The sequence below is a fragment of the Streptomyces sp. NPDC005931 genome, from assembly GCF_042871235.1.
Classification (GTDB): domain Bacteria; phylum Actinomycetota; class Actinomycetes; order Streptomycetales; family Streptomycetaceae; genus Streptomyces.
The window spans coordinates 751,866-777,704 of the sequence record NZ_JBIAIG010000003.1; the positions used below are offsets into that span (position 1 = coordinate 751,866).

General features: G+C 71.1%; 21 protein-coding genes and 3 pseudogenes. 11 read left to right on the forward strand and 13 right to left on the reverse strand.

The genetic code is table 11. The annotated features are described in order from the left end of the window. The first annotated feature begins 232 nt into the window (after positions 1-232). Positions 233-2,122 carry a DNA/RNA helicase domain-containing protein gene (locus ACFYOV_RS10880; RefSeq protein WP_389085539.1) on the forward strand — a complete coding sequence of 630 codons (1,890 nt, stop codon included), beginning with the start codon at positions 233-235 and terminating at the stop codon, positions 2,120-2,122. Positions 2,123-2,323: 201 nt separating this feature from the next. After that, entirely contained in the window at positions 2,324-4,438 is a 2,115-nt protein-coding gene (locus tag ACFYOV_RS10885) for a DUF2075 domain-containing protein (RefSeq protein WP_389085664.1), read from the forward strand. Positions 4,439-4,492: 54 nt separating this feature from the next. On the opposite strand, the gene ACFYOV_RS10890 is transcribed toward ACFYOV_RS10885, so the two are convergent. Beyond that, positions 4,493-4,621, reverse strand: a complete 129-nt coding sequence (locus ACFYOV_RS10890; protein ID WP_389085541.1) for a DUF6408 family protein — start codon at positions 4,619-4,621, stop codon at positions 4,493-4,495. A 502-nt stretch (positions 4,622-5,123) separates the two neighbouring features. Here ACFYOV_RS10890 and ACFYOV_RS10895 point away from each other — a divergent pair. Beyond that, positions 5,124-5,431: pseudogene (locus ACFYOV_RS10895) on the forward strand (hypothetical protein); the annotation flags it as partial. A 280-nt stretch (positions 5,432-5,711) separates the two neighbouring features. Here the strand turns inward: ACFYOV_RS10895 and ACFYOV_RS10900 are convergent. Beyond that, positions 5,712-8,570: an ABC transporter substrate-binding protein gene (locus tag ACFYOV_RS10900; RefSeq protein WP_389085667.1), complete on the reverse strand. Its 2,859-nt coding sequence runs from the start codon at positions 8,568-8,570 to the stop codon at positions 5,712-5,714. A gap of 245 nt (positions 8,571-8,815) precedes the next feature. After that, positions 8,816-9,406: an HD domain-containing protein gene (locus ACFYOV_RS10905; protein ID WP_389085543.1), complete on the reverse strand. Its 591-nt coding sequence runs from the start codon at positions 9,404-9,406 to the stop codon at positions 8,816-8,818. A gap of 168 nt (positions 9,407-9,574) precedes the next feature. Here ACFYOV_RS10905 and ACFYOV_RS10910 point away from each other — a divergent pair, with 168 nt between their 5' ends. Next, positions 9,575-10,117, forward strand: coding sequence for a hypothetical protein (locus ACFYOV_RS10910; protein ID WP_389085546.1), 543 nt, complete (start codon positions 9,575-9,577; stop codon positions 10,115-10,117). Positions 10,118-10,129: 12 nt separating this feature from the next. Here ACFYOV_RS10910 and ACFYOV_RS10915 read toward each other — a convergent pair whose 3' ends face one another. From ACFYOV_RS10915 to ACFYOV_RS10925, 3 genes are all read right to left on the reverse strand, one after another. Continuing rightward, positions 10,130-10,522: an SCO5389 family protein gene (locus ACFYOV_RS10915; RefSeq protein WP_389085548.1), complete on the reverse strand. Its 393-nt coding sequence runs from the start codon at positions 10,520-10,522 to the stop codon at positions 10,130-10,132. Positions 10,523-10,583: 61 nt separating this feature from the next. Continuing rightward, positions 10,584-11,546, reverse strand: coding sequence for an ATP-binding protein (locus ACFYOV_RS10920; RefSeq protein ID WP_389085550.1), 963 nt, complete (start codon positions 11,544-11,546; stop codon positions 10,584-10,586). A 168-nt stretch (positions 11,547-11,714) separates the two neighbouring features. Further along, the gene (locus ACFYOV_RS10925; RefSeq protein WP_389085552.1) at positions 11,715-12,479 is read right to left on the reverse strand and encodes a CDP-alcohol phosphatidyltransferase family protein; all 765 of its coding nucleotides are present in this window, start codon (positions 12,477-12,479) and stop codon (positions 11,715-11,717) included. 108 nt (positions 12,480-12,587) lie between these two features. Between ACFYOV_RS10925 and ACFYOV_RS10930 the strand changes: the two genes are divergently transcribed. The 5 genes and pseudogenes from ACFYOV_RS10930 to ACFYOV_RS10950 form a co-directional block, all read left to right on the forward strand. Further along, on the forward strand, positions 12,588-13,571 hold the full coding sequence (locus ACFYOV_RS10930) for a zinc-binding alcohol dehydrogenase (protein ID WP_389085554.1): 984 nt from the start codon (positions 12,588-12,590) through the stop codon (positions 13,569-13,571). A gap of 184 nt (positions 13,572-13,755) precedes the next feature. Next, entirely contained in the window at positions 13,756-14,154 is a 399-nt protein-coding gene (locus tag ACFYOV_RS10935) for a 6-pyruvoyl tetrahydropterin synthase family protein (protein ID WP_389085557.1), read from the forward strand. Beyond that, positions 14,151-15,341 carry a glycosyltransferase family 4 protein gene (locus ACFYOV_RS10940; RefSeq protein WP_389085559.1) on the forward strand — a complete coding sequence of 397 codons (1,191 nt, stop codon included), beginning with the start codon at positions 14,151-14,153 and terminating at the stop codon, positions 15,339-15,341. The genes ACFYOV_RS10935 and ACFYOV_RS10940 overlap by 4 nt, the downstream gene beginning before the upstream one ends. Next, positions 15,338-16,399 (forward strand): class I SAM-dependent methyltransferase, encoded by a 1,062-nt coding sequence (locus tag ACFYOV_RS10945; protein WP_389085562.1) that lies wholly within the window; start codon positions 15,338-15,340, stop codon positions 16,397-16,399. Before ACFYOV_RS10940 ends, ACFYOV_RS10945 begins: the two co-directional genes overlap by 4 nt. Positions 16,400-16,644: 245 nt before the next feature. Continuing rightward, a pseudogene (locus ACFYOV_RS10950) lies at positions 16,645-17,634 on the forward strand (lysylphosphatidylglycerol synthase transmembrane domain-containing protein); the annotation flags it as partial. Between the two features lie 140 nt (positions 17,635-17,774). Here ACFYOV_RS10950 and ACFYOV_RS10955 read toward each other — a convergent pair. Next, entirely contained in the window at positions 17,775-18,590 is an 816-nt protein-coding gene (locus tag ACFYOV_RS10955; RefSeq protein WP_389085564.1) for a creatininase family protein, read from the reverse strand. A gap of 41 nt (positions 18,591-18,631) precedes the next feature. Here ACFYOV_RS10955 and ribA point away from each other — a divergent pair, with 41 nt between their 5' ends. After that, entirely contained in the window at positions 18,632-19,294 is a 663-nt protein-coding gene (ribA, locus tag ACFYOV_RS10960) for a GTP cyclohydrolase II (RefSeq protein ID WP_389085566.1), read from the forward strand. Positions 19,295-19,318: 24 nt separating this feature from the next. On the opposite strand, the gene ACFYOV_RS10965 is transcribed toward ribA, so the two are convergent. The 3 genes and pseudogenes from ACFYOV_RS10965 to ACFYOV_RS10975 form a co-directional block, all read right to left on the reverse strand. Then, positions 19,319-20,551 carry a serine hydrolase domain-containing protein gene (locus ACFYOV_RS10965; protein WP_389085568.1) on the reverse strand — a complete coding sequence of 411 codons (1,233 nt, stop codon included), beginning with the start codon at positions 20,549-20,551 and terminating at the stop codon, positions 19,319-19,321. Positions 20,552-20,802: 251 nt separating this feature from the next. Further along, a pseudogene (locus ACFYOV_RS10970) lies at positions 20,803-22,124 on the reverse strand (MFS transporter). After that, positions 22,121-22,690 carry a TetR/AcrR family transcriptional regulator gene (locus ACFYOV_RS10975; RefSeq protein ID WP_389085571.1) on the reverse strand — a complete coding sequence of 190 codons (570 nt, stop codon included), beginning with the start codon at positions 22,688-22,690 and terminating at the stop codon, positions 22,121-22,123. The pseudogene ACFYOV_RS10970 and the gene ACFYOV_RS10975 overlap by 4 nt, the downstream one beginning before the upstream one ends. A 107-nt stretch (positions 22,691-22,797) precedes the next feature. Here ACFYOV_RS10975 and ACFYOV_RS10980 point away from each other — a divergent pair, with 107 nt between their 5' ends. Beyond that, entirely contained in the window at positions 22,798-23,232 is a 435-nt protein-coding gene (locus ACFYOV_RS10980; protein ID WP_389085573.1) for a PPOX class F420-dependent oxidoreductase, read from the forward strand. A 52-nt stretch (positions 23,233-23,284) separates the two neighbouring features. Here ACFYOV_RS10980 and ACFYOV_RS10985 read toward each other — a convergent pair whose 3' ends face one another. The 3 genes from ACFYOV_RS10985 to pgi form a co-directional block, all read right to left on the reverse strand. After that, positions 23,285-23,869: a histidine phosphatase family protein gene (locus tag ACFYOV_RS10985; RefSeq protein WP_389085575.1), complete on the reverse strand. Its 585-nt coding sequence runs from the start codon at positions 23,867-23,869 to the stop codon at positions 23,285-23,287. Positions 23,870-23,874: 5 nt separating this feature from the next. Next, a complete protein-coding gene (gnd, locus tag ACFYOV_RS10990) occupies positions 23,875-24,759 on the reverse strand; it encodes a phosphogluconate dehydrogenase (NAD(+)-dependent, decarboxylating) (protein ID WP_389085577.1) in 885 nt (294 codons plus the stop codon). A gap of 6 nt (positions 24,760-24,765) precedes the next feature. After that, the coding region (pgi, locus tag ACFYOV_RS10995) for a glucose-6-phosphate isomerase (RefSeq protein ID WP_389085579.1) at positions 24,766-25,839 on the reverse strand (1,074 nt) is incomplete at its 5' end.

Here is a 25,839-nt window from a genome sequence, read left to right on the forward strand (position 1 = left end):
TGTGCAAGGCCCGTGGTCACTGCTGCTCAGTAATCCGGAGAGGGTGGGTCCCCGAGACTCCCGGAGATGCCGTCACCGGCAGAGCCCTGCCGACGGCGACGTTCCGAGTCCCGCCAGGTAACCTCGAACACATCGTCACCGCGGCCCGACGGGCTTCCGCTCCACGCCGGTGGAGTCTCGAAGGACATGCCCCCACCCGCACGAGTCACTTCGTGCTGCCTGGGGGAAGTTCTTGCTGTTCCGTGCGTCTGCGAAAACGGTCGCCGTCATGGCGTTCGACGGTTCGCTGTTCCTGCACCTCACCGACCAGTTCGCCCATATGCACGGCTACCGGCCCGGCACCTCGGAAGTGCGCTCCTGGGAGCGCAGCATCCCCGTCCTGGCAGCAGCGCTCAACGACGCAGGTCTGGGCGACGTGGAGCTCATGCTGGAGTACGCCCTCCCGCTGAACAGCAAGCGCGCCGACGTCGTGCTCGCCGGCGTGCACCCGGTCACGGGCGAGCCGTCCTACGTCGTGGTGGAACTCAAGCAGTGGACTGAGGTCCTGCCCCATGAGGACGACCCCACACTGTGCCACGTCGCGCGCTACGCCCATCCGGTCCTGAACCCCGTCGAGCAGGTGCGCCGTTACTGCGACTACCTGGTCAACTTCAACGGAGCGGTGGCCGGGCACGCGCACCGGATCAGCGGAGTGGCGTTCCTCCACAACGCCACGGAGTTCGACGTGGCCGGCCTGCGGGAAATCGAGCGCGACGGTCTCGGTCTCCTCTTCACGGGGCAACGCCGTGGTGAATTCCTCGACCACCTCCGCTCGAGGCTGAGTGGCGGGCATTCCGGCGCGAGGGCGGCGGACGAACTGCTCTCGGGCGCCACGGTGCCGTCCAAGCAGTTGATGTCCGTTGCCGCCGAAGAGGTGCGGGAGCGGCAGCAGTTCGTGCTCCTCGACGAGCAGCAGGTCGCCTACCGCATGGTGCTCAACGCGGTCGAGAAGGCGAAGCGCGCCGACCGCAAGGAAATCGTCGTCGTCACCGGCGGCCCCGGTACCGGCAAGAGCGTGATCGCCCTGCAACTGCTCGGCGAGCTGTACCGGCGCGGGATGCCGGCCCTGCACGCCACCGGTTCCCAGTCGTTCACCAGGACGATGAGGAAGGTCGCGGGCTCCCGCAAGCGGGAGGTGCAGGACCTGTTCAAGTACTTCAACAGCTTCATGACCGCCGAGAAGAACAGCCTGGACGTCCTGATCTGCGACGAGGCCCACCGCATCAGGGAGACCTCGGCCAACCGCTACACGCCTGCCGAGCACCGCACCGGCAGGGCGCAGATCGACGAACTCATCGATGTCGCCCACGTGCCCGTCTTCCTCCTCGACGAACACCAGGTGGTGCGGCCGGGAGAGATGGGCACCGTGGCCGACATCAAGGCGGCGGCGGCCGAGCGGGACATCCCCTGCCACGTCGTCCCCCTGGACAGCCAGTTCCGCTGCGGAGGCAGTGATGCCTACCTGCGCTGGGTCGTCCGGCTCCTCGGCCTCCACCCCGGCGGGCCGGTCGTCTGGGAAGCGGACGACCGCATGCAGCTGCAGGTCGCCGACAGCCCCCAGGAGATGGAGGAGTTCCTCGACGCCCGCCGGGCACAGGGCTACGGCGCCCGCATGTCCGCCGGTTACTGCTGGCGCTGGTCCCCGGAGCCCAAGCCCGGCGCTCCGCTTCCGCTCGACGTCGTCATCGGCGACTGGGCACGCCCCTGGAACCTGCGCGGTGACCGTTCCGTCTCCGGCGCGCCCCCGGCCGCCCTGTGGGCCACCGACCCGGCGGGTTTCGGTCAGGTCGGCTGCGTCTACACCGCCCAGGGCTTCGAGTACGACTGGTCCGGTGTCATCATCGGCCCGGACCTGGTCTGGCGCGGCGACCGCTGGGTCACGGACCGCACCGCCTCCAGGGACCCGGTGTTCAGGAAGTCGACCCCGGACGCTGACGTGGATCGCCTGATCCGCAACACCTACAAGGTGCTGCTGACCCGCGGCATGGTCGGCACGATCGTGTACTCGACGGACCCGGAGACGCGGGAGAAGCTGCGGGAGCTGGCGGGCGGTCGGCTGGATCAGCGGGCTTCCACGGTGTGACAGGGGGCGGGTCCACGCCAGGAAGCGCACGATCCGGCCATGATGGCTGCGCTTCGCGTCTGCCGCGGCGGCATCGTCGTCCGTAGTACGGCTGGTCTCCCTAAGATTCCGAGTGCTGATTGCGGACCGACGGGCTTCCTCACGAGGACACGCCCCCACCCGCACGAGTCACTCGTGCTCTGGGGGACCCACCTCGTGTCCATGCTCCTGCTGCGGCTGGCAGCACAGGATCTGCTGACCTTGAACTCAAGGCGCCGCATGGTGCCACACCTGGCCGCCAGGTGGCGGCACTTCCGAGGCGCCGACGCCTCGCTGTCGGAACGGTCCGCGTGGGCCGAGAGCCTGGTGCATCTCGCGGAGGACCTGGTCGCCGCCGGTCGCGGAAACGTGGAGATGATCGTCGAGTGTGCCGCCACCGTCGACGAGGCCGACCGCCCCGGCGACCCCAGGCTCATCGACGTCGTTCTCGTGGGCCACCATCCCGACGACAGGCGGGTGTCCGTCCAACTGGTCGAGCTGAAGCGCTGGTCGATGGTGACCAGGGTGGAACGAGCCACCGCGGAACTGGTCCACGTACCCGGAGTGGGCAGGAAGAAGCACCCAGCCCTGCAGTTGCGCGAGTACTACGAGGCGTTCACGGGCTGCAGGGGACCGCTGGTCGGGCTGGACTTCGAATGCGGCGGGTTCGCCTACCTGCACAACGCCACCGACGACTCCGTCCGGCCCTTGGTCGACGTGGACGCTCCGGCCGGCGTCTACGCCGGTGTCTACACGAACGACCGGCGCGAGCAACTGATCTCCGACCTGCGCAAGCACTTCGCCGGCGAAGGGGGCGCCTCCGCGGCCGAGATACTGCTGCAGAACATGGGCTTACGCAACACACCCCTGCTCGACGCCATGATCCGCTCCCGAGGCGAGGACACGGTCTTCACCTTGCGCGGCCGGCAGAAGAAGGTCGCCGACCAGATCCTGGACACCGCGGCCAAGGTCCTCCCGGATCCGCAACGCCCCGCTCTCGTACCGGACGAGCGGCGCGTGGTCTTCCTGGTCGCCGGCGGCGCCGGTACGGGGAAGAGCGCCATCGGCCTCCAGGTCAAGGCGGAGCTGGAGGCGGGTGGCCACACGGTCAAGTACGCCAGCGGCAGCAGAGCCTTCAACGGCGCGATCCAGGAGCACGTCGGTTACGGGGACCGGGAGTTCAGGGAGAGCTTCACCTACTTCAGCAATTTCGTCTCCCCGCCGGAGCCACCCCTGGACGTGCTGATCTGTGACGAGGCGCACCGCCTGAGAGAGCGTTCGACCAACCGTTTCTGGAAGCCCGAACGACAGGGGACCAAGCCCCAGGTCGACGAGCTGCTCGACGCCTCCCGCCTCACCGTCTTCTTCCTCGATGAGGGCCAGTGCGTGCGGCCGAACGAGGTCGGCACCGTCGATCTGATCGAGAACGCGGCGCGACGGCACGACGCCACCCTCGTCCGGTACCAACTCCGGGAACAGTTCCGCTGCGGTGGTAGCGACGCCTACATCCGCTGGGTGCGCGCCGTGCTCGGGATTACGGACGAGGAACCGGAGGGGTGGACGCCGGACGGACTGATGCACGTGGAGGTGGCGGACAGCCCGGAGGAACTCGAACGAATCATCCGCACCGAAGCGCTGGCCGGGGCGTCCGCTCGTCTCGTCGCCGGGTACTGCTGGCCCTGGACGAAACCGATCGGCAAGGAGAGGCGGCTGGAGGCCGACGTGCGGATCGGTGACTGGCACAGACCGTGGAACGCGGACAGCGACGCGTTCTGCGAGAACGGCGCGCCACCGTCCAAGATCTGGTCCGTGCACGAGAAAGGGCTTGATCAGATCGGCTGCGTGTACACGGCCCAGGGTCTCGAGTGGGACTGGTGTGGTGTGATCATGGGGGAGGACATGGTGCGCCGGGACGGCCAGTGGGTGTTCCGCCGCGGCAAGGAACGGAAGGATCCGGAGTCCGGTGTCAAGCGGGTGGCCGTCCCGGGCTCGTTCGATCCCAAGGTGAGGGCCGGCAGCGTCGACGACCAGGAGTTTGCCCGGTTGGTCCGTCACGCCTACCACGTGCTGATGACCCGGGCGAGCCGGGCGACGGTGCTCTACTCCATGGACGAGGAAACCCGTAGTTACCTGAAGGACGTGGTCGGTAATGTCCAGGTCCACGGGCTGCGCCCCACGTGGGAGAACCTCCCCGAGGAGGCCCGCGTACCGCACCTGCCCCGGCCGCGCCGAGGGCGGCGCTCCCGCAGGAGGCGCCAGAGCACGGGCCCGCACTCACCCGACCAGTATCTGTTCTGAAGCACAACGCCTGCATGCGGAGTGGCGGGCTCTCCGGGCCCGCCACAGCCTGCGTCAGAAGAGCAGGCGCGCTGCCGCCACCAGGGCCGTCACCACGAGCTGGGTGACGACGCCCGCGGCGACGTCGACCAGGATCTCGCGAAACCGGTGACGACGTGCAGGCTTGTACTCAACGGGGTTCATCGATGTCCACTCCTTGGCGTGAGCTGGGAATGGCGGGACCGCCCTTCCGGGCATCCACATCACGCCGCGTGCGAAGCGCAGCGGAAACCACTCGTCAGTCACAGCATGGGGGCCGACATCCGAACACCGCCGACGTACCCTCCGGGAAGGTGCGCAGCGGAGGCAACGGTAATGCACCACCCATGCGCGCTCACGCTTTTCGGCCACCGCAGGAACGGGGTCACGCGCGGTCCTAGGACGGGCTGAAGCCAAGGCGGGGCTTGGACGGGCACGAAGGACGGCGTGCACGCGCCGAGCTTCGGCGTTGCGTCGCCGCTCCTCGTCGTCTCCCGAGTCGTTGGCAAGTGTGCAGTCCTCTGGGGGCAGGCACTGACTTCTAGTGAATCATCGGCACATGTAGAGAATTGCTGCAGCGGCGGCGGCCGGCTTCCGCAGGAGGGCAAGGGCGGCAGGGTGACACGGAGACCTAACCCAGCCGCACAGAACGTGCGTTGCGACCAGCCTGCCTACCATCGACAGGGAGGCATATCTGCGGAGGGCGCTGGCACGCTACTGCTCCGAGGATCAATCCGCCAAGCGATCGAAGAGGGCCCCGCGGCCGCGGGTATCTCGGTCGACGTTCTGGACAGAGCGGCCAAGGAGTCCATCCGCTATGAGACCGCCAAGGTCAGCGCCCTCTCCGCCGCTGCCGGGCTACCCGGTTTCATGGCCCTTCCCGCCACTGTGCCCGCCGACATGGCCCAGTACTTCGGCCACATGCTGCGTATCGCTCAGAAGCTCGCCTACCTCTGCAGCTGGCCCAATCTGTTCTGCGTGCAGATGACGAAGCCACCCTTCGCGAAGAGCGTATCGAAGGCCATCCGTGTCGTCCGGGGCACTGGCACGCGATGTCGTGGCGGGTGAGGCCCACTCCGGTGTGTTGGGAGCAGAACCGGCACAAGGTCTCTGAGGAAGCCCTCCTGCTCGAAAACCCCGTGGCCAAGCACGCTGTGCCGAATGTACTCCAGTGAGCCACGTATCCGTAGGCCCCGTAGAGCATGACTCGGCGTAGTAACGACCGGTCCTCACGGTGCCGGGACGCTTGTCCCGCTCACTCGATCGAGCACTCCTTCACACTCAGCGGCTTGGCGCTGCCCGCCGGTCTGCTGCACAGAACCTCCGCCTTCGAAACGCCCTCCGGCGTTCTCCGGACGCGTGCGAGGACGATGCTGTGGCCGTGCCGTTCGCCGTACAGGGGCGCGTCGGTGAAGTCGATCGTTCCGGTGGCCATGCCGTCGAGCTTGACGCCCCTCAGGTTGATCCAGGTCGCGGCGCGGCTCTGGCGTACGTCTCCGAGGCTGGCCGCCCAGTACAGGGCACGCGTGGCGTCGTGGGCCAGGGCCGTCTGGCCGCTGGCGAAGTCGGGGGCGTCGTACGTGGCCTCCCCGTTCTCCAGCCAGGGGAGGTGTTCGGCGGCGTCCTGGTAGAAGGCGGTCCCGGACGCCGCTTCCCGCAGCTCGGCCAGGGCAGCGTGGTACAGCGTGATCCGCGGGGCCACGCCGTCCCGGCCGCCCGTGCCGGAGAACTTGGCCTTGCTCAGGTCGTCACCCGTGAGGATCGACATCTCCCTGTTCGCGCAGCCCGGTTCGACCCCGAGCTGCGTCATCAGCGGCCCGATGTCCTCGACCCGTCCGGCGAAGTAGATCACCGACGGGACGTCCTCCCCGCGGCAGATGCTCTCCGCGTGCAGCCGCAGTTCGGGTTTGCCGTTCGCCACCTGGTAGGTCCGTTCGGGCAGCAGCCGGAAGCCCTCCCGCTTCAGCATCTGCCCGCCGTAAAGCGCCTGTTCGCTGGTGTACCGGTCCTGCGACTGTTTGGTGTCACGGGCCAGCACCAGGGCGTGCGGGGCCCTGTCCCGGCCGCGCAGCTGCCGGGCGACGAGACCGAGCGCCTTGGCCTGGTGCTCGTCGGGAGCCGCGAGGCTGAACCAGTTGGAGAACTCCTTCGGCAGGTACGTCGCCGAGTTGGTGCCGGAGACGACGGGGAGTCCCGCGGAGTGGAGCCGGCGCGTCACGTCGGGGCTGCTCTGCAGGTCACGGCCGAAGCCGACGACGCCGACGACGGTCGGGTCCCGGTCGGCATACTCGGCGATCGCCTCCGCCGTGACACGCTGGTGCCCCATGTCCGCACCGCCGTTGGCGAGCAGCACCCGCAGTTTCACCCTGTAGTTCTCGTTGACGACACGCTGGGCGAGGTAGACGCCGGCCAGCTCCTCGGCTCCCTTGACCAGGGACGGGTCCACCGGGGACGAGCTCAGCGGTCCCGCGTACACCACCGTGACGTAGGCGCCGGGGTGGTCGCGCAGCACCTCGGCGTTCTCGGCGTGCACCAGCTTCTCCAGCTCGCGCAGCCTCCCGCCGTCCTCGTAGGCCCCGCCGGACAGGTGAGCGCCGAACCGCACGTCTCCGGCGGCTATGCCGACGCATTCCGTGCCGCCCCCGGGCGCGGGGCGAAGCCGGGTGTCGCGGTCGGCGGTCAGCAGGCCCGCCGAGCAGTACGTCCGGTGCAGTTCGCGGGCGTGGACGACGCCGACGGTCGCGGCGAGGGCGAGGACCAGAGCCAGGCTGTACACCGACCACACGACACGGGCCACGGCCGGCCGGTGCCCCGCCCTCACGCACCGCCAGTCCGTCTGGCGCAGCGGGACCAGCTCGTCACGGGGCAGCGGGATCCGGAGCACCCAGGGCAGGGCGTTGGTCCTGCTCGGCGACTGATCGGCCCGGAGGTTCCCGGCCCATTCGTCGTACCAGTGCCGCAGCCGCTGCTGCAGGCGCGAGGACTGGGGCCGGAGCGGGGGCTGCGGCCGGCCGACCGGCACGCTCGTGTCCGTGCCCCGGTCGAGCAGCGCCGCGTCGTCCGCCGCCACGCCCGCCACGATCAGCAGCGGGTCGAGTTCGCTGCGCCGGCTGCGGACGTCACTGACCGCCCTGATCAGCTCGATGCCCCCGTTCTCCGGGCCCACCCGGCGCAGGAAGAGCACCGGCGGCCGGGTCCGCTTCAGCCCCCGCAGGTCCCAGCTGCCGCGCCGGTGGCTGTCCCGCAGGTCCTCGAAGAGCGCCAGCACGTACAGCTGGAGGGGGAACGGGCCGCCCTCGCGCATGGCCTCGGCCACGTCGTAGGCGCGGGCGGCTATGGCCCGCCAGGAGCGGACGGGCCGCAGGAGCCGCACGCTGGTCGCCTGGCGGCGGGCGGCGGACTGGAGGAACGTCGTGGTCAGGAACCACCGGCTCTCCCTGCGCAGCCACAGGAAGAGGGGTGCGCGTCCGGGGACGTGGTTGAGGGCGGCGAGCAGGACCATCAGCCCGATGCCCGCCAGGACGGCGACGTACCACTCGGGACGGGTGAGCAGCGCGGTGAACGCTCCCAGAACACCCATGGGGAGGAACTGCTGCACGTCGTTGAGCAGCACCAGCCGGTTGTGGCGCGGGGGTCTGCGGGGGCGCCAGCGTTGCCGGGCCAGGATGCGAAGGAGGTGCGTCTGGGCCTGTTCCCGCTGGGCGTCCCCGTCCGGAGTGCCTGCCGGGGCGGTCGGCCAGTGCTCGCGCATCTCCGGGTCGTCGGTGGCCTCCTGAAGGGCACGCACGAGGCCCAGACGAGGGAAGGAGTAGGGCCGGTAGGTGGCGGAACGGTCGCCCCATTTCCGGCTGTCACCGAGGTCACGTAGGAGCCGAACGGCCTGGGCGGTCGGGTCGAGGCTGCCCGGCTGCGGCTCGGTCGGGGCGACGGCCAGGCGCGTACCGTGGCGCTGCTGCCCGTCGCGCAGTTCGTCGACGAGTTCGGTGACGCGGCCGTCGTCGTCGGCATCCTCGGCGTGCAGCACGATCACCGGCATGGGAGCGTCGCCGGCCCGGAAGTCCTGGATGAGCGACTCGAGTTGTCGTTGGACGTCGATGCCCGCCTCGGTCGACATGCCCGGGTGGCCGCCCGGGCAGTCCTGAGGGAAGTTCTGATCGCGGCCGTGCATGGACACCCCCCGTGGTCGTAAGACACATGTGTCACAAGCGCCTTGTGAGGATAACGCTCGCCCCTGACAACTGCTCCCTGCGATGGAACGGTTCGTCGTGGTGGTGAGGCGGGCGCGGGGGCACGCGTACGGTGGTGACGCCGTCCCGGTCCACGGGCCCCGCGTCCGAACGGCGGACGTCGCCGCGCCTCCTACGATCCGGCGCCCGGCACCGGCCGGGTGAGGTCCGGGTCGCCGAACTGCGCGCGCAGGGCCTTGAAGGCCGTCACCTTCTCCTCGCCGAAGCGGCTGACGTGGGCGGCGTACTCCTCGGCAGAGAGGAACGCCGACGGCCGGGACTTGCTGTGGAACTTGTCCGCGTACATCACCAGCTTCTCCTCCTCCGTGACCGCCAGGTAGTCGCCGGGAGGAATGGGCAGGCCCTGGGCCACGACGTCCTGCCGGGTGAGGCCCACTCCGGTGTGGTGGGAGCAGAAGCGACGCAGGGGCTCGGGGAAGCCTTCGCCCTCGAGGATCTCGTGGCCGAGCAGGCCGTGCCGGATGTAGTTCCTGTGGTCCAGGCGTCCGTCCTCGCCGTAGAGACGGTAGACGCCGATGTCGTGGAGGAGGCAGCCGGCGCGGACCAGCTCGGCGTCGAGGTGTGCGAGGTGGGGGGAGGCCAGGAGCTGTTCGGCGATGCTCCAGACGATCTCGCAGTGCGTGTGGACGAGGGCGAACGCCTCGGGGGTGGGTGCGTGCTTCTCGTGCAGCGCGCGGATCTCTGCGGGGCCCGGAATCCTCATCGGGGGAGCGTAACAACCGTTCGTCGGCCGAGCCGGGCAGTTCCCGCCGCACCCTTTTTCACGCGATCGGATGATGCTTCGGGGAGCGGGCACCTGCCGGGTCCGCGGGCCGTTCGAGCTGGTGACGGGACTTGTTGTCCCTCCTCAGCACGGAGACGGGAGCACATCGTGAAACTGGCTTTCCACCGCAATGCCGACGGCACGACGACCGGGCGCAACGAGGCCAACGGCTTCACCGTGACGCACGCCGAAGAAGAAGAGGTGAGGCGGCAGTTGTGCGAGGACGCCGGGTGGGACTACACGCCTCCGCCTCCTCCCGTGCCGCCCGGGTTCCACCGGTTCTCGCTGGTGCACGACGACTTCCGGGACTCCGGGTTCACGGACGAGCGGTATGCGGGGCTGCGCGCCCGTCCGCCGGAGGGGTGTGTGCCGGTCGACTGGGGGTGTTTCGCCCTGGAGTGCGAGCGGCCGGGGAAGACACTGATGGACGCGGTCGCGGGCACGGTCGCGGAGATCCGTCGCGGCCATGGGCTCGTGATGAACAGCCTGGGGGTCGAGAAGCCCCAGGAGTGGTTCGACACCGACACCAAGAACGGACACGCGGCGAAGATCGTTGCGCATCTGGTGGTGATGGCCGCCGACCGTGCCCGGCTGCTCGGGTACGGGCGCAAGGACGTGGTCCGGCTACTCGACGCCACGGGGATCGAGTAGCCGGGGGAGGGTTCAGCAGTCCCTGAAATCGGGGGACTGGTTCAGGATCTGTGCCCGGACGGAGGTGAAGCGGTCGTGCCTCTGACCGCCCTTCGCCTCCGGGCGGAACGCCGCCACCCGGTGGCAGTTCTGGAAGGCCAGGGTCACGCCGAAGTGGCGCTCCAGGCTGCCGCGGATGGCGTCGCTGGCGAGGGCGCGGAGGAGTTGGCCGCGTTCCTTCTCGGACGGGGGAGGGGTCTGGTTGTCGGTGAAGTCGGCGGTGCCGGCCTTCAGTTCCGCGGCGAGGGAGGCGATCAGGTCGTAGGCGTACGGCAGGGACGTGCGGACGGTGTCCACGAAGTCCTGCTCCCGGATGTCGCCCTGCTCGGCTGCGGCGAGGAGCTTCGGGGAGACGTCGAGGGACATGGAGGGGTCCGTTCTCGGTAAGGGAGTGGAAGAAAAGGGAGAGAGCGAGAGGGAGAGGGCCTCAGGCCAGGGCCGCGGGGCCCGGTACATAGTCCGGGTCCACCTGGGCCGCCAGCGACTCGCCCGTGCGCGCGTCCGCCCACGCGCGTGCGTTGCGGAGGTGGAACTCCACGGCGTGGCGGTGGAGCCGGTTCCAGTCGCGGGACTGCGCGTCCACCGTCTCGCGCAGGACGGTCAGGGCGTGGCGGTTGTGCGGCTCCAGCGCGTCGAGTGCTTCCGACTCGGTCCGGCCCTGTTCCGCCGCACGCACCCAGTCCGACTGCACCAGGTGGGTCAGCAGGTCGTCGCCGACCTGTTCCTTGAGGAAGAGCAGGTCGTCCTCTCCGGTCACCTTGTTGCCGACGACCGCGAGGGGGATGCCGAACTCGCGTGCGTGGTCGCGGTACTGGCGGTAGACCGAGACGCCCTTGCGGGTCGGTTCGGCGACCAGGAAGGTCATGTCGAAGCGGGTGAACAGGCCGGAGGCGAAGGCGTCGGCGCCGGCGGTCATGTCGACCACGACGTACTCGCCGGGGCCGTCGACGAGGTGGCCGAGGTAGAGCTCCACCGCGCCCAGCTTGGAGTGGTAGCAGGCCACGCCCAGGTCGCTCTCGTCGAACTCGCCCGTGACCATCAGGGGCACCCCGCCGGCCCGGGAGACGTGCCGCGTGTGCAGTGCGTCGTCGCCGAGGAGACGCAGAAGACGTGAGCCCCGGCCGGGCGGGGTCGTCTTGATCATGGAGTCGGCGGAGGTGATGCGGGGGTTGGTGCCGCGCAAGTAGGCCTTGATGCCGGAGAGGCCCGGGCCCAGGGGAGGGGGTGTCGGCGGGCTGTCCTCGCCGGGTGCGAGCGCCTGGGCCAGGTGCTGGTTGATGTCCCCGTCGACGGCGAGGACCGGGGCGCCGGACTGTGCCAGGTGGCGGCTGAACAGGGCGGACAGGGTGGTCTTTCCGCTGCCGCCCTTTCCGACGAACGCGATCCTCATCGACGCACCGCCTTTTTGAAAATGAATGTCATGTGTGTAGTTGTAGGGGTGGTCTCCCGGCCGCGTCAAATCCTTCGCGTCGTGTCCGGTGGCTTTTACCCGTCGAGCAGCCAGGGAGGCTTCACACGTGTGCCGTTGCCCGTGGGTGACCGCCCACCCGGCCGGCCGTCAGCCGGCGACCAGTTCCCGTCGCACTTCGTGTCCGGGCGGAGCCGTCTCCACCCGCGACATCCGCCGCAGCCACAGCACATCGCGGCCGAACGACCACACCAGGAGACCCAACGCCAGTACCACCACCGCGACGTTGACCGCGTGCGGCAGCAGGGCCGCACCGGCCACCAGCAGCAGCACCCCCTGGAGCGCGGCCACCGCCTTGCGGGCCGTGCTCGGCGGGAGCGGGGCGGTCAGCCAGGGCCATACCCGGGCCGCAGCGACGAAGCCGTAGCGCATTCCCCCGATCAGCAGCACCCACGGGCCCATGGCCATCGACACGTACACACTCAGCACCAGGATCAGGAACGCGTCCACCTCCATGTCGAAGCGGGCGCCCAGCGGGGTCGACGTACCGGTCCTGCGTGCCACCTTGCCGTCCACGCCGTCGAGGATCAGCGCCACGGCGGTCAGGCCCACGAACAGGGATACGGGCGGGGAGTCCTGGAACGAGTCGGCGACCAGCGCGGTCACGCCGCCGACGAGGGTGGCCCGGCCGAGGGTGACCCGGTTGGCCGCGCCGAAGGTGCGCAGCCGGGAGCGGTACAGGGCCCGGGAGAGGACCGCCCAACTGGCGACGGCGAACGCGAGACCGGTCAGCCATCCCACGGGGCCCATGCCGATCGCCGTACCGAGCAGCGCCAGCAGCAGGATCTGCACGCCTGCCCCCACGGCGGTCTCCTGCTGTACGAGCCTCGCGTCGTAACTGTTGTTCAGGGCCACCGAGCATCCTCCGGCCGTGTGACAGAGTCGATCAACGCCGCTACCTTGTGCGCGGCCTGTGCACCCCTCGGTACGCGTGCAGCTTCCCGATCGTTCAGGAGGACTTCGATGAACCGCACCGCCAGTGCCTTCTGGGTTGACTCGCCCGGACGAGGCGAGATCCGCGACGTCGCGCTGCCCGCGCCCGGCGAGGGCGAGGTGCTGGTGCGCTCGCTCTACTCCGGAGTGAGCCGCGGCACGGAGACCCTCGTCTTCCGCGGTGGCGTGCCCGAGAACCAGCACGAGGCCATGCGCGGACCGTTCCAGGAGGGCGACTTCCCGGGTCCGGTGAAGTACGGCTACCTGAATGTGGGCGTCGTGGAGGAGGGCCCGGCGGCGCTCACGGGGCGTACGGTCTTTTGCCTCTACCCGCACCAGACGCACTACGTGGTTCCCGCGAACGCCGTGACGCCCGTGCCCGCGAACGTGCCGGCCGGGCGGGCCGTGCTGGCCGGCACCGTCGAGACCGCGGTCAACGCCCTGTGGGACGCGAAGCCGCTGGTGGGCGACCGGATCGCGGTGGTCGGCGGCGGTATGGTCGGCTGCTCGGTGGCGGCGCTGCTGGCACGGTTCCCCGGCGTGCGCGTGCAGCTCGTCGACGCCGACCCGTCGCGGGCGAAGACCGCCGAGGCCCTGGGCGTCGGGTTCGCCCTGCCCGGGGACGCCCTCGGCGACTGCGACCTGGTCGTGCACGCCAGCGCCACCGAGCAGGGACTCACCCGCTCGCTGGAACTGCTCACCGCGGAGGGCACGGTCGTCGAACTGAGCTGGTACGGCGACCGGAAGGTGAGCCTGCCGCTCGGTGAGGCCTTCCACTCCCGGCGGCTGGTCATCCGCAGCAGCCAGGTCGGCACGGTCTCCCCGGCCCGCGCGCACCGCAGTTACGCCGAGCGGCTCGCGCTCGCCCTCGACCTGCTCGCCGACCCCGCGCTCGACGCCCTCGTCACCGGTGAGTCCGCCTTCGAGGAACTGCCCGACGTCATGCCCCGGCTCGCCTCCGGAGAGATACCGGCCCTGTGCCACCGTGTCCGCTACGACAGCCGGTCACGGTGAGCGGAGCGCGACGAATCGGTTCGATCCGGTACGACGCGCCCCCTCGCCGTACCGAAACACGAGCGCCTGACCTGAGAAAAGACGTATCCGAGGCTGAACGCGGGAAGGGACAGGGCCGTACTACACGGCATCCCCGGCGGCGATCGGCCGGGGAACAGACGCGCCGCACCTGGAGGGTCGTCCGTTGTTCAGCATCACCGTCCGCGATCACATCATGATCGCCCACAGCTTCCACGGCGAGGTCTTCGGGCCGGCCCAGCGCCTGCACGGGGCCACATTCCTTGTGGACGCCACGTTCCGGCGCGAACAGCTGGACGACGACAACATCGTCGTCGACATCGGACTGGCCACCCAGGAACTCGGCGCCGTCGTGGGCGAGCTGAACTACCGCAACCTCGACAACGAACCGGACTTCGCGGGCATCAACACCTCCACGGAGTACCTGGCCAAGGTCATCGCCGACCGGCTTGCCGAACGCATCCACAAGGGTGCGCTGGGCGAGGGCGCCAAGGGCATCGCCGGGATCACCGTCACGCTGCACGAGTCACACATCGCCTGGGCGAGTTACGAGCGTGCGCTGTGACCGACACGACCATCGACCGGGCCGGGGCCACCCGCCTGGACTATGTTCCCCTTCAGGCGTCCTTTCCGGCCAACGGCGGGATCATCCCCATGTCCCTGCGCACCGTGCACTTCCTGATGCCGGGCGGTGTCGACGACCCGGCCGCGCCGAGCGGCGGCAACGCCTACGACCGGCGCGTCGGCCTGGACCTGCCCGGGTTCGGGTGGCAGGTGCGGGGGCACGCCGTTGCCGGTGACTGGCCCCGGCCGGACGCGGCCGCCCGTACGGAACTCGCCCGTACGCTGCGCGAACTGCCCGACGGCAGCGTCGTTCTGCTCGACGGGCTCGTCGCCTGCGGGGTACCCGAGATCGTCGTACCGGAGGTCGGACGGCTGAGCATGGCCGTCCTGGTCCACCTCCCGCTCGGTGACGAGACCGGGCTCGACCCGGCCGTCGCCGCCGATCTGGACGCCCGTGAACGGGCGGTGCTGCGGGCGGTGCCCGCCGTCGTCGCCACGAGCGACTGGGCCGTGCGCCGACTGGTCTCCCACCACGGACTCGTGCCCGACCGCGTCCACGTCGCCGCTCCCGGCGCCGACATCGCGCCCCTGGCGCCCGGCACCGACGGGGTGTCCCGGCTGCTGTGCGTGGCGGCCGTGACACCGCGCAAGGGACAGCACCGGCTGGTGGAGGCACTGGCCACGGTGGCCGACCTGCCGTGGACCTGCGCACTCGTCGGCGGCCTCGGCCAGGATCCCGGGTACGTCGCCCATCTGAGGGCCCTGATCCGCCGGCACGGCCTCGGGGAGCGGCTGGAGCTGACCGGCCCGAAGTCCGGCACCGCACTCGACGCCAGTTACGCCGCCGCAGACCTGATGGTCCTCACCTCCTACGCCGAGACGTACGGCATGGCGGTCACCGAGGCGCTGGCCCGTGGCATCCCCGTACTGGCCACGGACGTCGGCGGGTTGCCCGAGGCGGTCGGACGCGCCCCCGACGGCGGGGTGCCCGGCATCCTGGTGCCGCCGGAGGACCCCGCCGCCATCGCCGCCGAACTGCGCTGCTGGTTCGGTGAGCCGGACGTGCGCCGCCGGCTGAGGGCGGCGGCCCGGGCCCGGCGTGCCGCGCTGGGCGGCTGGGCGAGCACCGCACAGAGCCTGGCCGGGGTACTGCGCCGGCTGCCGACCGGACCCCGGAGGGCCGCATGACGAACCCGGCGACCACACAGCACGGCGCGACGGTCCCCGTTCCCGGACCCGCGCGGCCCGGGTCCCGGGACGCCACCGGAACCGACTCCGGTCGCCCGCGAGGGAGTGCCGTGGAACCCGAGAGCATCGCCGGGGTCACGGACCGGTCGGTCATCCCCGGAGCCGGTCCCGCGCCGCGCCCCGGTGAACGGGCCACCCTGCGGCTGCGGGAGAGCGGAGCTCAGGAGCCGCCCCGGTACGCGCCCGAATGGCTGCAACTGCGCGAGCCGGCCGACGCCGACGCCCGCTCGCACGACCTGTTCGCCCCCTTGCGCACGCGGCTCGCCGAGCCGCCGCGGCGGGCCGACGGTCTCGTCGTCCACGACATCGGTTGCGGCACCGGCTCGATGGGCCGCTGGCTCGCGCCCCAGCTGGACGGCCCCCAGCACTGGATCCTGTACGACCGTGATCCGTACCTGCTGCACTTCGCCGCCGTCGCCTCGCCGCGCTCCGCCGCCGACGGCAGCCGCGTCACCGTGGAGACCCGGCGCGGTGACGTCGCCCGCCTCACCGCGGAGGCGCTGGCCGGCGCGTCCCTGGTGACGGCGTCCGCGCTGCTGGACGTCCTCACCCGGGAGGAGGTCGGCGCCCTCGCCGCGGCCTGTGCCGGCGCCGGTTGTCCGGCGCTGCTGACCCTGTCCGTCGCCGGGCGCGTCGAGCTGGCCGAGCCGCATCCGATGGACGAGGAGATCACGGACGCGTTCAACGCCCACCAGCGCCGGGACGGGCTGCTCGGCCCGGACGCGGTGACGGTGGCGGCCGAGGCCTTCGCCGAGCACGGCGCGACCGTGCGCCTGAAACCGAGCCCCTGGCGGCTGGGGGCGGAGCAGTCCGCCCTCACCGAACAGTGGCTGCGCGGCTGGGTCGGCGCGGCGGTGGAGGAACGCCCGGAACTGCGGGACCGCGCCGACCGCTACCTGACGGAACGCCTGACCGCGTGCGCGGAGGGCCGGTTGCGGGTCACCGTCCACCACACCGACCTGCTCGCCCTGTGCCGCCCGGCGGACGGGGCGGCATGAGTACGCGGACGGCGGGGGCGGGGAGCGCGGCGACGGCAGGGACCGGGGGTGTTTCGACCGCCGCGGCACGGGCCGGTGACAGGGGGAACGCCGGACGAGCAGGCCTGCAGGCCGGGTCCCGTTCCGGAAGGCGCCCCTTTCTGATCGTGCCGAGTGCGCCGCGTCACGGTGCCGACGCCTCGGCAACAGCGACCTCGGCGTCCGCCGACGCCTCGGCAGCAGCAGCCTCGGGAGGCGTCGGCGCAATGCCCGCCGACGCCTCCGCAGCCGCCGACGCCACGACGAACGCCGACGCCGTGCAGCTCACGGAGTTCGGCCGAACCGACGGCGTTGTGGACTGCCCCGACGCCGCGCAGCCGCCGGTCGCCGAGTCCCCGCAAGCACCTGTCTCCGCCCCCCGGCGCCTCCTCGCCCGTCTGAGAACGCCCGCTCTTCGCACGCGCCTCGGCGCCGTCGCCGGACTCGCCATCCTCACCTTCCTGTTGTGGCGGCTCGGCACCGGTGTCTTCCTGGACGGGCTGCGGCGGATCGACGGGGCGGCGATGGCGGCGGCGCTCGGGATCGGGGTGGTGACCACCGTGGGCAGCGCCTGGCGCTGGGCGCTGGTGGCCCGGGCACTGCGGATCCGGCTGCCCTTCGGCGCCGCCGTCGCCGACTACTACCGGGCCCTGTTCCTCAACGCTGCCCTGCCCGGAGGCGTCCTCGGCGACGTGCACCGGGCGGTGCGTCACGGGCAGAGCGCGGGGGATGTGGGGCGTGGCGTACGGGCGGTGGTGCTGGAGCGGACCGCCGGGCAGCTCGCCCTGTTCGCCGCCGGCGCCGCGGTCCTGCTGACCATGCCGTCCCCGGTGCGGGAGGAGGCGCGGCACGCCGCCCCGCTCGCGACGCTCGCCGCGCTGGGCGCCTTCGCGGTCGTCCTCGCCCTGCGCATGAACCGGCCGCCCTCCCACCGGGGCCGGGTGCTGCGCGCGGCGCTCGTCGAGGCGCGCGAGGGACTGATCTCCCGCCGCAACGGGCCGGGGGTCCTGGTCTCGTCCGTGGTCGTGCTCGCCGGGTACGTGGCGATGTTCGTGCTCGCCGCCCGCGTCGCCGGAACCGGTGCCTCCGTCACGGAGTTGCTGCCGCTCGCCGTGCTGGCACTGCTCGCGATGGGGCTGCCGCTGAACGTCGGTGGCTGGGGCCCCAGGGAGGGCGTCACCGCCTGGGCGTTCGGCGCGGCCGGCCTCGGCGCCGGCCGCGGGCTGGCCACCGCCGTGGTCTACGGCGTGCTCAGCCTCGTGGCGAGCCTGCCCGGAGTGGTGGTGCTCGTGGCCCGCTGGTACGCGGGGCTGCGCGCCGGGTCCCGTTCCGGCGGACCCGGCGCGCCGAAAGGGTCCTACCCGGACTCGCCGGTCCGTGCGGCGGCCGGTGCCGAATCTGCCGCGGCTTCACCGGAGGTCAGCATCGAGAAATACGCGCCGAAGGAATCCGTGAGGCTCACCAGCAGTTCCTTGCCCTTTTCCGCCGAGCCCAGTGAAGGACGGCCGATGACACCGGAATCGGTATAGCCGGACATGCCGAGGGTGAGGAGATGACGGCGGTCGTCGGCGACGAAATCGGCGGTCTCGTGGCCGGGCCGGAGCAATTCGGGATGAGTGTGCAGAAGGATGGAGGTCTCGATTTCCCCCGCGTGCATGTCGGTGAGCAGCGAGGTGGCCACGCCGGCCCGCTGCCGCGCCGCCTCCCAGTCCTCCGCGGCCGGGAACAGCGCCATCCGCTCACCGCGCGCGGAGGACTCCTGAACGACGTTGCCGAGTACGTAGTTCCCGCCGTGGCCGTTGACCAGTACCAGGGTGTCCACCCCGGACCGGCGGAGCGAGTCGGCTATGTCCCGTATCACCGCATGAAGGGTCACGGAGGAGATGGAGACGGTCCCCGGCCAGGCCGCGTGCTCGTGCGAGCAGGAGATCGTCACCGGAGGAAGGAGGTGGACCGGATAGGCGTCGGCCACCTCCCGCGCGACGGCACAGGCCACCAGCGTGTCGGTCGCCAGCGGCAGGAACGGACCGTGCTGTTCGAAACTCCCGACCGGAAGGACCGCCACCTGCGCGGCGACTCCCGCGCCCCGCGTCCGCACGTCCTCCGTGGTGTCCGCCGGCACCACACCGTGCACCGGGCGGTATGCCGCCGACCGCTTTTGTGAACCACTCATTACTTCACGGCCTTTCGTCTCTGCTTAGGAACTCGAGAATCATGACAGAAAAAGTAGGCGTACTCGGCAAGAAGTCTCCGCAGCGGACCGGCGTGGAACGCGTCGTGAATGCGCCGCTGCCCACCGTGTACGGCAATTTCCAGGCCGTCGGTTACCTGGACCACGACCGCGGTGACGAGCAAGTGGCCCTCGTCCACGGCGACATCGGCACGGACCGTGTCCTCACCCGGCTGCATTCGGAGTGCCTCACCGGGGACGCCTTCGGCTCGCAGCACTGCGAGTGCGGCGACCAGCTCGCCTCGGCGCTGCGCGCGGTGGTCGCCGAAGGCGCGGGCGTGGTCGTCTACTTGAGAGGGCACGAGGGCCGCGGCATCGGTCTGCTCGCCAAACTGCGCGCGATGGCGTTGCAGGCGGAGGGCCTGGACACCGTGGAGGCGAACCTGGCCCTGGGGCTTCCGGTGGACGCCCGCGACTACGGCGTGGCCGCCGGGATCCTCCAGGACCTGGGTGTGCGGTCGGTGCGGCTGATGTCCAACAACCCCCGCAAGCGCGAGGCGTTGGTGCGGCACGGCATCCAGGTGGCCGAGCAGGTGCCGCTGCTGATACCGCCGTGCGAGAGCAACATCACGTATCTGCGCACCAAGCGCGAGCGCCTCGACCACCACCTTCCGCACCTGGATGCGGTGGCGGCCCATCTCTCCTGACGCCGCGCCGGTGAGCCCGGCGGGTCAGCCGGTCACCGCCTCGTGCACCAGCCGCTTGAGGTCGGGAAAGACCGTGTGGGAGGACCCGGGCCGCACCTGCGTGTAGAACTGCACGGTCAGGTCGCGGCCCGGGTCCACCCAGAAGGTGGTGGTGGCCACTCCGCTCCAGCCGTAGGTGCCGGGGCCGGACGGGGCCTGGGTGCGCGACGGGTCGACGACGACGGAGACGCCGAGGCCGAAGCCCACCCCGTCGTTGCCGGGCTCGTCGTGCGCGGGGCGGCTGCCGACGGCGCGCAGGTCGGCGCCGCCGGGGAGGTGGTTGCGGGTCATGAGGTCCACGGTGTCCGCGGCGAGCAACCGTTCGCCGTCGCCGTACTCGCCGCGCCGCCGCAGCATTTCCGTGAAGCGGTGCATGTCGAGCGCGGAGGCCACCATCCCCCCGCTGCCGGACAGGAACCGGGGGCGGCCCCGCAGCGGCAGTCCGGAAATGGGCTCGATGCCGCCGTCGTCGGTCTCCCCGTACATCTCCGCGAGCCGCCCCGCCTGCTCGTCGCTCACCTCGAACCCGGCGTCGGTCATGCCGAGCGGCCGGAAGATCCGCTCCGCGAGGAACACGTCGAGGGGCTGCCCGGACACCACCTCGAGGACCCGGCCCAGCACGTTGGAGGCGACCGAGTAGTTCCACTGGGTGCCCGGATCGAACTGCAGCGGCAGACGCGCGTACATGTCGACCGTCTCCGCGAGGTCAGCCCCCGGCACCACGGACGACTCCAGCCCGGCCGCGCGGTACAGCGCGTCGACGGGGTGCGCGTGGTAGAAGCCGAAGGTCAGCCCGGCGGTGTGGGTCATCAGATGCCGTACGAGCAGCGGCCCGGCGGCCGGACGCGTCCGGACGTCGTCCCCCGATCCGCTCACGTACACCCGCGGCTCGGCGAAGGCCGGCAGATGCCGTGCGACCGGATCGTCCAGCGACAGCCGGCCCTCCTCGACCAGCATCAGCGCCGCCACGGACGTCACCGGCTTGGTCATCGAGTAGATCCGCCACAGGGTGTCGCCCTCCACCGGCAGCCCGGCCGCGACGTCCCGCCGCCCGTACGCCGTGAGGTGCGCGACGTGTCCGCCGCGCGCGACGGCCACGAGGAAGCCGGGCATGCGTCCCTCGTCGACCTGACGGGCGAAATGCCGGTCCAGACGCTCCAGCGCCCCCGGATCCAGTCCGGCCTCCTCCGGGCCGGTCTCCTGCCGCAGCACTGTCATCGGGCTCTCCTTCGACCACACTCATCGAGGTGAGTCCGGCATACCCCTCAGGGGCCGCCTCAGACATCGTCAGGGCCGGTGAACGCGTCACCTGCACCAGTGATCGGTCCCGCACGCGCGTGACCGGTTTCCCACCGGCACAGGGAGATCCACCCCGCGTACGCGCGGTGACCGGACCGCCGAACGCGCGATGACCGGACGGCGAACGGGCGATGACCGTACCGACGATCAGCCGACGACAGGCCGCACGATCATCCCCTGACCGGGGAACGAGCGCGCTCGGCACGGTGATCGCCGGGCACCTCGTCCGCCCGCCCGGGCAGCGCCAGTGCCGCCGCCGCACCGGCCACGCCGACCGCGGTGAGCGCGAGCAGGGAGCGCCCGGCACCGCCGTGATCCATCAGGACGGTCGCCGCGGCCACTCCGAGCGCCGGCCCGATGTTCATGGCGGTCTGCTGCGCCCCGCCCGCGACCCCGGCGTACTCGACCGGACAGTGCCGTACGACGACGTGTGTGGCCGTGACCATCACCGTGCCGAAGCCGGCGCCCAGCAGCGCGAACCCGGTGATCCCCACGGCGAGGGCGCTCATCGCCGCCACCGTGGTACGGCGGGCCCCGGCCCGGCGCAGCGGCACCGTGCAGAGGGCGGCGGCCGTGACCATCAGCACGGCCAGCGGGACACCACACAGGGCGCTGTCGAAGGCATCAGACCGAGCGTGCGCTGGAGGACGTACACGGCGACGAACGTGGCACCCGACAGCGCCGCCGACGCCGCGACCAGCACCGCCAGCGCGGGAGCGACGGCCGGGGCGCCCACGACGGCCGGAGGCAGCAGGGGGTCTCCCGTCCGCCGTTCATGGCGCACGAAGGCGGCACCCGCGGCCGCCACCGCGACGGCTTCGGCCGCGGTCGTCCGGTCGCCCCCGGGCAGCACGACCAGGACGTGGACCAGCCCCATCAGCGTCATCGCGAGCAGCAGCGCGCCGGGCACGTCCAGCGCAATGGGGGAGGCGGGGCGGCGGGGTTCCCGTGCGCTGAGGGCGAGCAGGCCGAGCAGCACGGCCGGGACGACGTTGAGGAGGAACACGGCCCGCCAGCCGTGAGCGGTGACCAGTGCCCCGCCCACCAGGGGCCCGGCCGCGACCGCGAGCCCGATGGCACCGGTGCGCACGGCGATCGGTGTGCGCAACCGGTCGGGTGGAAAGGCGGCCCGGAGCATGCCCAGGGTGGCGGGCTGGAGTAGCGCTCCGCACACGCCCTGCGCAACCCGCAGCGCGACGACCCACCCGATGTCCGGCGCCAGGCCGACGGCCGCCGAGGTCGCCCCGAAGCCGAGCATGCCGACGGCGAACAGGCACCGGTGCCCGTACCGGTCGCCCAGTCGGCCCGCGAACACCAACAGGCTCGCGACAGCGATGAGATAGCCCGTACTGGTCCACTGGACCTGAGTGAAGGAGGCGTTCAGGTCGCGCTGGAGCGCGGGCTGGGCGACCGTGAGCACCGTGCCGTCGAGGGCCACGATCGCGGCCCCGGCCACGCTGCTCACCAGCGTCAGGGAGCGGCCGCCGCTCATCCCCGGGCCGGCCCGAGGTGCGCGTCCAGCGCAGCTTGCAGCAGGGGACCCGGATCCCCGCTCCCGGTGGCGAGTTGCAGGCTTCCCCACCCCCACAGTTGGGCGATGCCGTGCAGGTTCGCCCACAGCGCCCCCGCGACGACGCGTGCGTCCCGGTCGGGACGCACCCGGCCGACCAGCTCCACGAGGCGCGCGAAGAGCGGCAGGCTGGTACCGCGCAGCCCCAGGTGTCCGCCGGCCAGGAGGTCGTGACGGAACATCAGTTCGTACATGCCTTGCTGTCGCAGGGCGAAGTCGAGGTAGGTGCGGCTCAGCGCGTCGAGCCGGGCCCGGGCGTCGGCCGGCGCCGCCTCGAGAGCCGCCTGCGCACACGCCTGGAGCTCGGTGAAGCCCACGCGCGCGATGGCGGACAGCAGTTCCAGATGCGTGGGGAAGTAGCGGCGCGGCGCTCCGTGCGAGACGCCGGCCCTCCGGGCGATCTCCCGCAGCGTCAGCGCCTGCGCGCCCTCCCGGGTGACCAGGTCGACGCCGACCCGGATCAGGCGCTCCCGCAGATCCTCGTTCACGGGCACTGTCTACCAGCGTCGGTAGACAGTGTCTACTCGGCCGTACGGGCGTACCCGCCGAGGTCGCGTGCGGGAACGTCGGCCCGGTGCGGAGCGTTGACCTGGATATGACTCAGGACGCACTGCTCGAGCTGCTCTCCGACGAGCGCAGCGGGGTGCTCGTCACGCTGAAGCGCGACGGCCGGCCCCAGCTGTCGAACGTCCGTCACGCGTACTACCCCGACGAACGGATCATCCGCGTCTCGATCACGGACGACCGTGCCAAGACGCGCAATCTGCGGCGGGATCCGCGGGCGTCCTACCACGTCACCACCCCGGACCGGTGGGCCTACACCGTCGCCGAGGGCACCGCCGACCTCACGCCCGTCGCCGCGGACCCGCACGACGAGACGGTGGAGGAGCTGATCCGGCTGTACCGCGACGTCTCCGGCGAGCACCCCGACTGGGACGACTACCGGGCCGCGATGGTCCGCGACCGGCGGCTGGTGCTGCAGCTGCACGTGGAGCGGGCGTACGGGATCGGGCGGCGCAGCAGTTCCTAGCCGGGGTGGGCGACACCTTACGGGACCCGGTGCGAGGGCACCGTCCGTCCGCTCACGGCCGGATGTTCCACTCCGCGATCACGGGTCGGCCGTGTTCGAGCGACAGCCGGTTGAGCGTGCCGGTATCCAGTCGGAACAGGCGCCCCTGCGACGGGGGCAGCCCCAGTCGGCGGGCCGTCAGCACGCGCAGCAGGTGACTGTGCGCCACCAGCATCACATCGCCCTCCTCGAGCACCCCCGCCAGCCGGGACAGCACCCGGTCGGCCCGCTCGCCGACCTGCTCGGGCGACTCGCCCGGCAGCTGCGGACCCGGCGGCACCCCGTCGGTCCACAGGTCCCAGCCGGGTCTGGTGCAGCGGACGGCGGCGGTGGTGAGGCCCTCGTAGGCGCCGTAGTCCCACTCCCGCAGGTCCGGATCGCTCTCGGCGGCGGTCAGCCCCGCGAGGTCGGCGGTGCGCCGGGCGCGGACGAGCGGGCTGGTGAGGACCAGGACCGGGCGCCGGCCCGCGAGCAGCGGGGCCAGGGACCTCGCCTGGTCCTCCCCGGTGGACGTCAGGGGGAGATCCGTGCGGCCGGTGTGCCGGCCCGCACGGCTCCACTCCGTCTCGCCGTGCCGGGCCAGCAGCAGATCCCCCACGGGCGTTACGCCTTCTTCGTCGATTCGACGGCGTGCCCGCCGAACTGGTTGCGCAGCGCGGCGACCATCTTCATCTGCGGCGAGTCCTCCTGGCGCGAGGCGAACCGCGCGAACAGCGAGGCGGTGATCGCCGGCAGCGGGACCGCGTTGTCGAGGGCGGCCTCCACGGTCCAGCGTCCCTCACCGGAGTCCTCGGCGTAGCCGCGCAGTCCCTCCAGGTGCTCGTCCTCGTCCAGCGCGTGCACGGCCAGGTCCAGCAGCCAGGAGCGGATGACGGTGCCCTCCTGCCAGGACCGGAAGACCTCCCGGACGTCGGTCACCGAGTCGACCTTCTCCAGCAGCTCCCAGCCCTCGGCGTAGGCCTGCATCATCGCGTACTCGATGCCGTTGTGGACCATCTTCGCGAAGTGGCCCGCCCCCACCCTGCCCGCGTGGACGAAGCCGTACGGCCCCTCCGGCTTGAGGGCGTCGAAGATCGGCCTCAGCCGGGCCACGTGCTCCTCGTCGCCGCCGACCATGAGGGCGTAGCCGTTCTTCAGGCCCCACACGCCGCCCGAGACGCCCGCGTCGACGAAGCCGATGCCCCGCGCGCCGAGCTCCTTGGCGTGCCGCTCGTCGTCCGTCCAGCGGGAGTTGCCGCCGTCGACGACGGTGTCGCCCGGCTTGAGCAGACTCGCCAGCTGGTCGATGACGTGCTGGGTGGCCGCTCCGGCCGGGACCATCACCCAAACAGCGCGCGGCCCGTCGAGCCGGTCGACGAGGTCGGAGAGGTGTGCGACGTCGGAGAGCTCGGGGTTGGTGTCGTAGCCCACGACGGTGTGGCCGGCGTTGCGGATCCGCTCCCGCATGTTGCCGCCCATCCTGCCCAGACCAACAAGACCGATCTGCATGTCAGTTCACTTCCTGCGTTCTTCGCGGTAGGCGGCCACCAGTGCGGCCGTGGACGGGTCGAGACCGGGCACGTCGGCACCTTCGGTGAGGGCGGGCTCGACCCGCTTGGCGAGCACCTTGCCGAGTTCGACGCCCCACTGGTCGAAGGAGTCGATGTTCCAGACGGCGCCCTGGACGAAGACCTTGTGTTCGTAGAGTGCGATCAGCTGGCCGAGGACCGACGGGCTCAGCTCGGTGGCGAGGACGGTCGTGGTCGGGCGGTTGCCCTTGAAGGTGCGGTGCGGTACCTGCTCCTCGGGCACGCCCTCCGCCCGCACCTCCTCGGCGGTCCTGCCGAAGGCCAGCGCCTGCCCCTGGGCGAACAGGTTGGCCATCAACAGGTCGTGCTGAGCCTTGAGTTCCTCGCTCAGCTCGGCGACGGGACGTACGAAGCCGATCAGGTCGGCCGGGATCAGCTTGGTGCCCTGGTGGATCAGCTGGTAGTAGGCGTGCTGGCCGTTGGTGCCCGGAGTGCCCCACACGACCGGCCCCGTCTGCCAGTGCACGGGCCGCCCCTCGCGGTCCGCCGACTTGCCGTTGGACTCCATGTCGAGCTGCTGGAGGTAGGAGGTGAACTTCGACAGATAGTGCGAGTAGGGCAGTACCGCGTGCGACTGGGCATCCAGGAAGTTGTTGTACCAGATGCCCAACAGGCCCATGATGAGCGGGGCGTTGGCCTCGGCGGGGGCATTGCGGAAGTGGTCGTCGACGATCCTGAAGCCGTCGAGCAGCTCGCGGAACCGGTCCGGTCCGATGGCGATCATCAGCGACAGGCCGATCGCCGAGTCGAAGGAGTAGCGCCCGCCGACCCAGTCCCAGAACTCGAACATGTTCGCCGTGTCGATGCCGAACCCGGCGACCTTCTCCGCGTTCGTCGACAGCGCTACGAAGTGCTTGGCGACCGCCTTCTCGTCGCCCGCCAGGCCGGCCAGCAGCCAGGTGCGTGCCGAGGTGGCGTTGGTGACCGTCTCGATGGTGGTGAAGGTCTTGGAGGCGACGACGAACAGCGTCTCGGCCGGGTCCAGGTCGTGCAGGGCCTC